Consider the following 10119-nt stretch of genomic DNA (forward strand, 5'->3'; position numbering starts at 1 on the left):
GCACCGGCTCCCCGCACGCAGGACTCCGTCGCACGGATCGGCCCGCACGGATCGGCCCCGGCCCGGGCCCCGTCCGGCCGCCGCGGCGCCGTCCACCCCGTGGCGTACTCGATCAAACCCGACCTCAGGGGCGACTGCTCACATTCCGTTCCCGACTCGGAGCCGACCATTCCCGGTCCATTACAGTGCTGCGCGAGCGGCGACGGGATGTCCTGGGACGTCGGAACCGGAACGGGAACGGGAGGGACGCGAGTGAGCGCAGCAGGCACAGCTGTCTGGGGCCGTGCCGAGCAGCAGGACTTCCGCAGCCGCGTCCGTGGCTGCCTGCTCGGCGGCGCGATCGGAGACGCCCTCGGCGCCCCGGTCGCGTTCGAATCGCTCGAGGGGATCCGCAAGGAACACGGCCCGAACGGCATCACCGACTACGTCCCCGCACACGGGCGGCGCGGTGCCGTCACCGACGACACCCAGATGACCCTCTTCACCCTCGACGGGCTCATACGGGCCCAGGTCCGCCGGGACACCGGGGCCTGGCACCCGCCCACCGACGTCTTCCGGGCCCACCGGCGCTGGTCGGTCACCCAGAGCGACTGGGGTCCCGACGAACGCCGCGAGGACGACGGCTGGCTCGCCCGCGAGGAGTGGCTGTACGCCCGCCGGGAGCCCGGCCGGGCCTGCCTGAGCGGCCTGGCCGACGGCGTGATGGGCACCCTCGCCCAGCCCCGGAACCCGGACTCCAAGGGCTGCGGCGCCGTGATGCGCTCCGCCCCCTTCGGGCTGCTCGTCGGCTGGGAACCGGAACTCGTCTTCCAGCTCGCCATCGAGTGCGCCGTGCACACCCACGGGCACCCCACCGGCTACCTCGCGGCCGGCGCCTTCGCCGTCGTCGTGCACGGGCTCGCCCGCGGGGACAGCCTCGACAGCGCGGTCCAGCACGCCCTGCGCCAGCTGGCCGCCCGCCCCGGCCACGAGGAGACCACGGACGCCCTGCGGCAGGCGCTGGGCGCCGTGCGCCAGGGCATGCCGACCGCCTCCCGGGTCGAGTCCCTCGGCGGGGGCCGGACCGCCGACGAGGCCCTCGCCATCGGGGTCTATTGCGCGCTGGTCGCCGAGGACGTCCGGCACGGCCTGCTGCTCTCCGTCAACCACGGCGGGGACTCCGACTCCACCGGCTCGGTCTGCGGCAGTCTGCTCGGCACCCTGCACGGTGAGACGGCACTGCCGCCCGGGTGGCTGGCCGAGGTCGAGGGCCGCCCCACCATCCTCGAACTCGCGGACGACTTCGCGATGGAGATGACCCAGGGCCCCGCGCTGCACAGCCCGGCGGAGTCCGTGCCGGGCTGGCTCGCCCGCTACCCCCGCGCCTGAGCGCGGCACCGAACCGACGGCGGGCCGCCGGGCGCGTGCCACGCTCGCGCCCCGCGCCTCCCCGGCCACCGCTCAGCGCATCACCTCACCGGCGTTGACCAGCAGCGACTGCCCGGTGATCGCCCGGGCACGGTCGGAGGCCAGAAAGACGACGGCCTGAGCCACGTCCCCGTCCGTCGCCAGGTCCGGGAGCGCCATCCGCTCCGCCAGCCTGCCCAGGACCTCGTCCTCGGGCACGCCCTCGGCCTGCGCCGTCAGCTGGACGAAGGCCTGCACCGGCGGGCCCCACATCCAGCCGGGCTGCACGGTGTTGACGCGGATGCGGTGCGGGCCCAGCTCCCGGGCGAGGGAGTACATCGCGGAGACCAGCGCCCCCTTCGAGGCCGCGTACGCCGCCTGCTGGACCTGGGACGGGGCCACGACCGAGGACTGGGTGCCGATCACGACCACCGAGCCGCCGCGGGCCGTCAGCGCCGGCAGACAGGCCCGGGTCATCCGCAGCGTGCCCAGCAGATTCACATCCAGCACCGTGGTCCAGGTGGGGAAGTCGGCGTCCGCCAGGCCGCCGAAGCAGGTGTCGAGCGCGGCGACATGGACCACCGCGTCGATCCGCCCGAACCGCTCCAGGGCGAGTTCCGCCAGCGCCGCGCACGCGTCTTCGTCGGCGATGTCGGTGGCCCGCCACGCGGTCCGCCTGCCGCCGGGGTCGAGGCGTGCCGCGGCGTCGGCGAGCTTCTCCGGGGTCCTGGCGCCCAGCACGGCGTTGCCGCCCTCCCGCAGCACCGCGGACACCACCTGATGCCCCAGCCCCGCGCCGACTCCGGACACGAGCACGGTCCTGCCTCGCAGCATGACGACCTCCGGCACATCCGCTCCAGATTGCTGACGGTTCGTCAGGTTACGGCCGTGCCCCGGTGAAGGCCAGAGCCCGGCCGCGGCTCCCGTGCTGTGAGCGGCGGGTCCGGGAGTGGGGGCCGTTGTGACCCGGCGGCGCGATACCTCTCCTCATCTGACGTCATGTCAGCTACACCGGTGCCATGACGGACGAGAAGCGCAGCACGGACAGGGCATGCGGCACGGACGAGAAGCGCGGCACGGACACGGCGCGGGGCACCGGCGGGACGCGCAGCACGGACAAGGCGCGCGGCGCCGGCGGGACGCGCAGCGCGGTCTACGGGGAGCTGGCCTCCGTCGGCCCGTACGGAGTGCACCCGGGACACGCCCTCATCACCATGGTCGAGCCGCACCCGGGCCGCGAGCACGCGTACAACCGCTGGTACGAGGACGATCACTTCATCGCCGGCGCCATGGCGATGCCCTGGATGTACGCGGGCCGCCGCTGGGTTGCCACCCGGGAGCTCCAGCTGCTGCGCTACCCGGCCGAGTCCGCCGTGGCCCGGCCGGTCACCGCCGGCTGCTACCTCTCGGTCTACTGGATCACCGACGGCCGCTACGACGACCACATGGCCTGGACCGTCGCCGTCAACAAGCGGCTCAACCGGGACGAGAGGGTTCACCACGACCGCACCCATGTCTTCACCGCGTTCCAGGACCACGAGGCCACCGTCTACCGGGACGGCGCCGCCGGCCCCCGCGACTTCCACGCCCTCGACCACCCCTACGCCGGCCTGCTCCTCCAGGTGATCGACACCGGCGGGCCGCGGCAGCGCGCGGAACTCCTGGAGTGGCTGCGCCGCCGCCATCTCCCGCAGCGCCTGCAGAGCTCCCCGGCCGCCATGGTGACCGTCTTCCGCCCCACCCCGCTGCCGACGGACCGGATGTCGTACGTGGCGCAGGTGGCGGGCGTCGACACCCGGCTCACCCTGCTGTGGTTCCTGGAGCAGGACCCGCGGGCGTGCTTCGGGGCGCACTTCGCCGGCCTGGACGCCGACCTCGCCGCCTCCGGCCGGGGCCGGGTGGAGCTGGTCGCCCCCTTCGTCCCGACCGTCCCCGGGACCGACCGCTACGTGGACGAGCTGCGCTGAGGGGCCTTGCGTCATAGGCGCGCGACCCGGGAGGGCACGGCGCAAGGACCCCTCGGCCGCGGAGTCGTGCCGGAACCCGCTCCGCCGGGCGCCCGGGCATGGCTGAGCCCCCTCGGCCGGGACGGCGAACCAGTCGAGAGGGCTCCAGGTGAGGCGACGGGCGGCGGGGCCGCCCGGGGCCGGTCAGCCGAGGTCGAAGGCGCCTCGGCCGGCCTCCGCCACGAACGCGGTCCACGCCTCGGGAGCGAAGGCGAGCGAGGGGCCCTCCGGGTCCTTGGAGTCCCGCACGGCGACCGTGCGCGGGGCGGGGGACTTGACCTCGACACACGCGCCGTTCCCGGCGGAGTAGGAGGACTTGGTCCAGATGTCCGTGGCGCCTTGCTGAATGGCCATTGCTCTGCTCCGGTTTGTGCCAGGGGGTGGGGTTCGCCAGCGGTCCTTGCCCGATGGCGTGATCGACGCTACTCGCCAACCCGCCTGCCAGAAGGGGCCGTTCACTCGACCGGATGGCATATTCCCGTAAAGCTTCCCTGGTGTCACGGCGGGGTGTACCGTACCGGCGCCTCCCTGTGGATGGGTGTTGTCCTCACCCCGTGCGGCTCCTGCTCAGCGCGTGTAGCCCTTGGCGGCATCCGTGATGAACTGCCGTGTCTGCTCCACGTTCAGCGCCTGCGCGCGCAGATGCTCGTACATCACGCTGTAGCTCTGCACGTCGTTCGCCTTCTCCAGGTAGAGGTCGCTCGTCACGCCCTCGAGGTAGACCACGCTGGAGTCGGCGGCGTCCGGGAACTCGAGGATCGTGTACTGCCCGGTGACCCCCGGATGCGCCCCCATGGTGTACGGCATGATCTGCACGGTCACATGCGGCAGTTGGGACAGCTCGATGAGATGGTCCAGCTGGTCGCGCATGATCTGCCGGCCGCCCACCATGCGGCGGACCGTCGACTCGTCGAGCACCGCCCACAGCCGCAGCGGATTCTCCTCGGAGGTGATCCGCTCCTGCCGCCGGACCCGGACCTGCACCCGCTTCTCGATGTCCGTCTGGGACGCCTCCGGGAGCGCGCCGGTGATCACCGCCTCCGCGTACGCCCGGGTCTGCAGGAGGCCGGGCATCACCTGCGGCTCGTACACCCGCAGCGAGGCGGCGTCGGTCTCCAGCCCGATGTAGACGCTGTACGGGATGTCGCCGAACGCATGCCACCAGCCCTGCTGGCGGGAGTCCTTGGCCATCTGCATCAGCGAGTCGACGATCCGGTGGTCCTCGACCTCGTAGACACCGCACAGATCGCGGACGTCGCGCTGACTGATACTGCGCCGGCCGTTCTCCAGCCTGCTGATCTTCGACTGGGAGACCAGCAGGCGGTCCGCGACTTCTTCGGCCGTCATCCCTTTGAGCTCGCGGAGCCTGCGCAGCTCCTGGCCCAACCGGCGTCGTCTGACCGTTGGATTGACATGGGACGCCACGCGGCTGCACCTCCGACTTGTACCGCTGTTTGTTTCAGCAGACTGCCACTCCGGGTGGCGGCGGCGCTGGGAAATGGCGACAGAGGGTCCCCGTCCGGGCACATGAAGCCACCCGGCCGTGTCCGGGGGCGACTCCGGGGGCGGCCCGCGGCGGACGCGGCGGGGTGCGGTCCCGCGGGGATCGTTCGCGGACGCACACACCATGGATGCACACACCATGGATGCACACACCGTGGACGCACCCATCGCGGACGCATCCACCGCCGACGCACGCACCGCCGACGCACGCACCGCGGACGCATGCGCCATGGACGCACGCATGGGGTGGCGGTCCGGCCGTCGTCCGGGCGGCCGGACCGCCACCCCGTGCGCTGCGACGCGCCGGCGCTTCAGGGTTCGCGGCGAGGCGGTGCCCCTGCCCGGCCGGGCAGAGGCACCGCGTCCTCGTCCGCGTCCCCGCGCCGGCGGCGCCTCGCGGCTCCCGAACCGGGTCGGGCCGGTGGTGGTGCGGTGGGTGACAGCGGTCTGCTGACGTGGTGCGTGACGCTCCGCGAAACGGCCTGCGGAGCGCCCGGTGCTGCGGATGACTCGTCGGCGGTGCGGGCGCACCGCGCATGCGCTGCTTCCTCGTGGGGGTGTGCGGTCAGTGGGCCGCCACGCGGGCCATGGTTCCGCGCCGGGACTGCACCGGCACGCCGGTGGGTTCACTCGCGGCGGTCCGGGCCGGTGCGCGCCGGGGCTGTGCCGCGACGCCGTTCTGCACGTCCATCACGGCGTGCGCGACGAGCCCGCCCATCGGGTCGTGCCGGATCAGGTCCCGCAGCCGGGAGCGGGAGGACCGCCCCTCGTTGCCGGGGTAGAGGTGCTTGCCCAGTCCGACCGCGTGGGCCAGCGCCGCGAGCGCCGCGGTCCGCGGGTCCGGCGGCACACCGGTGCGGATCGCGTTGTCCAGCCGGGTCCTGATCTCCCGGCTGATGGTCGTCTCCGACGCCTGGTAGCGGGTCGTCGGCAGCACTCCGCACATCTGGCCCTCCACGGCGTGCACCATGCCGCAGCGTTCCAGATGTGTGAGGTAGGTCTGGCGCAGCCCCAGCCGGGGCCCGCCGATCCAGTGGACCGCCCGGACCGGGCTGCCGCGACGGCGCAACAGCTCCAGTGCGGAGTCCAGTGTCGGATCTCCTGTCGGCCGTGGCATCACCACGGCGATACGATCCCCGTCCGGGGCTATCCGTCCTGCCAGAGCCAGCTCCACTAGCTGGGCCCCGGCCAGGCCGAGGTCGAGCGACTGCGGCTGCGCCGTGGTACCCGTGGTCGGGTCCAGGGCCAGCAGCAGAAGCTCTTCCGGAATTGTTCTGCGGCTCCTGCCCATCCATGCCTCCCCGCGTGGATGTCTGACAGGGTGACCCCTCTCACACTTGTCTGTCGAGAGTGCCTGGGTGTTTCGTACGGGAACCAGTAGGTATGTCGTTCTCGTCTAGCAGGTGGGCGAGGTCCTTCGGGGGGTGTCGGGCCCGGTCGGAACAGCGTGGCTGCGAGGGGCACTCGTATCCGGGCTGGAAACTGGTAAGTGCGGTTCAGCAGCGGGACGTGACGCCGGCGCGGCGTCGGGCGTCCCGCACGTGTGTGGAGGAGGCATCGGTGGCGGGCGAGTCCCCCGAGAAGTCGGAGCAGCAGAAGTCGTCGGGGGAGACGACTCGGGGCGAGGGCGATCCGCGTCTCTCGGTCATCCGGGACTCCCCCGACCGGCCCGCCGAGGCCGCGGACGACACGTCCGAAACCGCGGAACCCCCTGCCGGCAAGGCCGTTGAGGGCACCGCCGGTGCCGCGGAGGCGGACGGCGAGCCGGACGCGGGTCCGGCCGCGGACAGCGATGCCGGGGCGGACGCCGATGCCGCCGCCGGGTCGGACGCGGGCAACGACGCGGATGCGAACGCGGGAACGGGCAAGGACGGCGGCCCGGACGAGGGCGCCGACGCCGACGGGCCGGCGGGAGCGGACGCGCCCGCGGGCAACGACAAGGGCGACGCCCGGCTCCGCGCCGCGGTCGCCGCCTGGGTGGCCGGTACCGACGCGGACGCCGATGCGGCCGTGGGTTCGGACGCCGCGGACTCCGAAGGCGCCGCGGACTCCGCGGGTTCGGAGGACTCCGCGGGCTCGGGCGGCTCCGAGGGGAGCGCCCCGTCCGGTGCCGACGTCGCGAAGGCGAAGGACAGCGCCGACAGCGACCTGCCGAAGCGGCCGACGGCCGCGCGCGGTGCGCAGAGCGAGGCGGACGGCGACGCGGACGGTGAGGCCGACGGAGCCGACGCGTCCGGCGCGGCCGCGGCCGGGCCGGCCGGCAGGAGCGGGACCGGCAGGAGCAAGTCCGGTAGGAGCAAGGCTGAGAAGGGCAAGGGTGGCGTGACGTCGGGCGACGGCACCGCCTCGGACGCGTCCGGGAAGTCCGGCGGCGCCGGCAGCCCCGACGGCTCCGGGAAGTCCGACGGCTCCGGGAAGTCCGAGGCTTCGGGAACGTCCGGGGGTTCGGGAGAGTCCGCGGACACCGAGAAGTCCCAGGGCGCCGGGAAGTCGGGCGGCGCCGACGGCGCGGCGGCGGTCGACCAGCCCACGACGATGTTCAAGGCGCCCCGCGCGGTGACCGGCGACCGGACCTCCGGCGCCGACGGTTCGACGGCGGACCGGAAGACCAGCGGAGGCAAGCCGCGGAAGGCGGCCGGGAAGAAGCGTTCCGTGACGGGCGACAAGCCCGGCACCGACAAGCCCGGCACCGACAAGCCCGGCACCGGCGCGGCCGGTTCCTCGGACGAGGAGCCGAAGGACCGTCCGAAGGCGGCACAGGACGACGCCACCGAGGACCGGGCGACGGCCACTTTCGGCACCCTGAGCAAGGACCGGAAGAAGCCGGCCCGGGGCGCCTCGGCGTCCGGCGCGGCCGCGTTCGGTGCCGCTGCCGAGGCGGCGGACCGGGCCGAGGGCGGCGACAAGCCGTCCGGCAAGGACGAGGGCGAGGCCGCCGGCAAGGGCGGGACCGAGCCGTCCGGCAAGAGCGGGGCGAAGGCCGGGGGCAAGGGCGGCGACGCCTCCTCCGGCGACGCCTCCTCCGCCAAGGCCGCCGGCCGGGACCGGAAGCCGAGCTGGGCCAAGGGCGACGACGGGGACGACGCGTCCGGCGGTGCGACCGCCGGCGGTTCCTCGGACGACGCTCCGTCCGGGAAGGACAAGGCCGGAGACAAGGCCGCAGACAAGGCCGACGACGGTAGGACCGGGGAGAAGGCGGACGCCGACGGCACGGCCGTCGACCAGCCCACCACGGCCTTCACGGTCACGCGTCCCGCGGGCCGCAAGGCCGGCGCCGGGAGCAAGTCCGGTGCCGGGGCGGGGACCGAGGCCGACGCGAAGGGCGAGCCCGGAAGCGGGGACGAGCCCGGCAGCGACGCCAAGTCCGCCGACGGGAAGAAGCCCACCGACGGGGAGAAGTCCGCCAGCGGGGAGAAGTCCACCGACGGGAAGAAGCCCGCCGGAGAGGAGAAGCCCGGGGTCGACGGCAAGTCCGGCACGCAGGCCGAGGCCGGTGCGAAGCCGGACGGGAAGGCCGGTGCGAAGCCGGACGGCAAGGCCGGTGCGAAGCCTGACGCGGAGCCCGCGGAGAAGAAGGGCGTCGACCAGCCGACGACGGCGTTCAAGGCGCCGAAGCCGGGCGACAAGCCCGAGTCGGACTCCGAGCGGACCAGCCGCTTCGTCCCCCTCAAGGACTCCGACACGGCCCCGCGCAAGCCGAAGTCGGCGGTGAAGACCGCCGACGAGCCCGCCGTGCCCGCGCAGTCCGCCGCGTCCCCCTCGCTGTCCGAGGCCGAGCGGACCAAGCAGCAGCCGCTGCCGCCCGAGCCGGCCCCGGGCGAGCCCGCGCCGATAGACCTGCTCGCGCAGCTGACGAACACCCCGCCGCCGCCGGAGACCCCGGTGCGCACCATCGTCCGGCGGTTCAAGATCTGGACGCCGCTGGCCATCCTGCTCGCGGTCGTCTTCGCCACCGTGCAGGCGCTGCGGCCGCTGCCGGAGCCGACGCTCGACCTCACCGCGCAGGAGAGCTACGCCTTCGACGGCAAGAAGCCGACGATGCCCTGGCCCGCCAAGGGCCAGGCGGCCGTGGGGATCGACGGGCTGGGCAGCTTCGGCACGTTCGGCGAGCAGAAGCCGGTGCCGATCGCGAGCGTGGCCAAGACGATGACGGCCTACGTCATCCTCAAGGAGCACCCGCTCAAGCCGGGCAAGCAGGGATCCCGCATCCCGGTCGACCAGAAGGCCGAGGACGACGCGGGGCTCAGCGCCCAGAACGAGTCCGTGGTGGACACCAAGAAGGGCGAGAAGCTCACCGAGTACGAGGCGCTCAACGCCATCATGATCGCGTCCGCGAACAACGTGGCGCGGCTGCTGGCCCGCTGGGACGCCGGTTCCGAGCAGGCGTTCGTCAAGAAGATGAACGCGGCCGCCAAGGACCTCGGCATGAAGAACACCACGTACACCGACCCGAGCGGTCTCCAGGCCACCACCGTCAGCACCGCCGAGGACCAGGTCAAGCTGGGCCGGAAGGCGATGCAGGACCCGGTCTTCCGGGAGGTCGTGGGCAAGCCGTCCTACGTGGACCGCAACGGCAAGAAGCAGGACAACTGGAACCGGCTGGTCCCGTTCAGCGGTGTCGGCATCAAGACGGGCACCAGCACCGCCGCGCAGGGCAACCTGCTGTTCGCGGCGCGGAAGGAGGTCGGCGGCACCAACCAGCTGATCATCGGCGCCGTGCTGAACCAGCCCCCGTCCCCGACGGACAACTCCATCCTGACCGGCGCCGTCGACGCGAGTAAGGCCCTGATCACCGCCGCGGGCGACACCCTGACGACCCGCAAGGTGGTCAAGAAGGGCGATGTCGTCGGCCGGGTCGACGACGGCCTGGGGGGCACCACCCCCGTCGTCGCGACCAAGGACGTCACCGCCGTCGGCTGGGCCGGGCTGACCGTGGACATCGAGCTCACGGACAACGGCAAGGTCGTCCCGCACACCGCGAAGGCCGGTACCGAGGTCGGCACCATGACCGTGGGCAGCGGGCTCGGCCAGGTGAAGGTGCCGATCGCCCTCCAGGACGACCTGGCGGAGCCGGGGTTCGGGAGCAAGCTGACCCGCATCACCTGACCCGTACCGGCTGATCCACAGCAGCCGATCCGTCCCACCCCGCCGGGGCCGGCGCCGTGCAAGGCGCCGGCCCCGGCGGCCGATACCGGCCCCCGTGACCCCTCCCCCCGCGCCGTCG

General features: G+C 73.3%; 7 protein-coding genes. 3 read left to right on the forward strand and 4 right to left on the reverse strand.

The annotated features are described in order from the left end of the window. Nucleotides 1-207 precede the first annotated feature (207 nt). Nucleotides 208-1368 carry an ADP-ribosylglycohydrolase family protein gene (locus ABT112_RS27965; protein WP_351514197.1) on the forward strand — a complete coding sequence of 387 codons (1161 nt, stop codon included), beginning with the start codon at nt 208-210 and terminating at the stop codon, nt 1366-1368. A 72-nt stretch (nt 1369-1440) separates the two neighbouring features. On the opposite strand, the gene ABT112_RS27970 is transcribed toward ABT112_RS27965, so the two are convergent. Continuing rightward, on the reverse strand, nt 1441-2220 hold the full coding sequence (locus tag ABT112_RS27970) for an SDR family oxidoreductase (RefSeq protein ID WP_351514199.1): 780 nt from the start codon (nt 2218-2220) through the stop codon (nt 1441-1443). A 185-nt stretch (nt 2221-2405) separates the two neighbouring features. Between ABT112_RS27970 and ABT112_RS27975 the strand changes: the two genes are divergently transcribed. Beyond that, complete coding sequence (locus ABT112_RS27975) at nt 2406-3353, forward strand: hypothetical protein (protein ID WP_351514200.1); 948 nt, start codon at nt 2406-2408, stop codon at nt 3351-3353. Between the two features lie 183 nt (nt 3354-3536). Here ABT112_RS27975 and ABT112_RS27980 read toward each other — a convergent pair whose 3' ends face one another. The 3 genes from ABT112_RS27980 to ABT112_RS27990 form a co-directional block, all read right to left on the reverse strand. Then, nucleotides 3537-3746, reverse strand: a complete 210-nt coding sequence (locus ABT112_RS27980) for a DUF397 domain-containing protein (protein ID WP_351514202.1) — start codon at nt 3744-3746, stop codon at nt 3537-3539. Nucleotides 3747-3959: 213 nt separating this feature from the next. Further along, nucleotides 3960-4817 carry a helix-turn-helix domain-containing protein gene (locus tag ABT112_RS27985; RefSeq protein ID WP_351514204.1) on the reverse strand — a complete coding sequence of 286 codons (858 nt, stop codon included), beginning with the start codon at nt 4815-4817 and terminating at the stop codon, nt 3960-3962. Nucleotides 4818-5460: 643 nt separating this feature from the next. Next, nucleotides 5461-6186, reverse strand: a complete 726-nt coding sequence (locus ABT112_RS27990; protein ID WP_351514206.1) for a GOLPH3/VPS74 family protein — start codon at nt 6184-6186, stop codon at nt 5461-5463. Between the two features lie 269 nt (nt 6187-6455). Here ABT112_RS27990 and ABT112_RS27995 point away from each other — a divergent pair, with 269 nt between their 5' ends. Then, entirely contained in the window at nt 6456-10001 is a 3546-nt protein-coding gene (locus ABT112_RS27995; protein ID WP_351514208.1) for a D-alanyl-D-alanine carboxypeptidase, read from the forward strand. Nucleotides 10002-10119: the final 118 nt, after the last annotated feature.

Origin of the sequence: Streptomyces sp. NPDC002055 (genome assembly GCF_040296705.1) — a bacterium.
Lineage (GTDB): Bacteria > Actinomycetota > Actinomycetes > Streptomycetales > Streptomycetaceae > Streptomyces.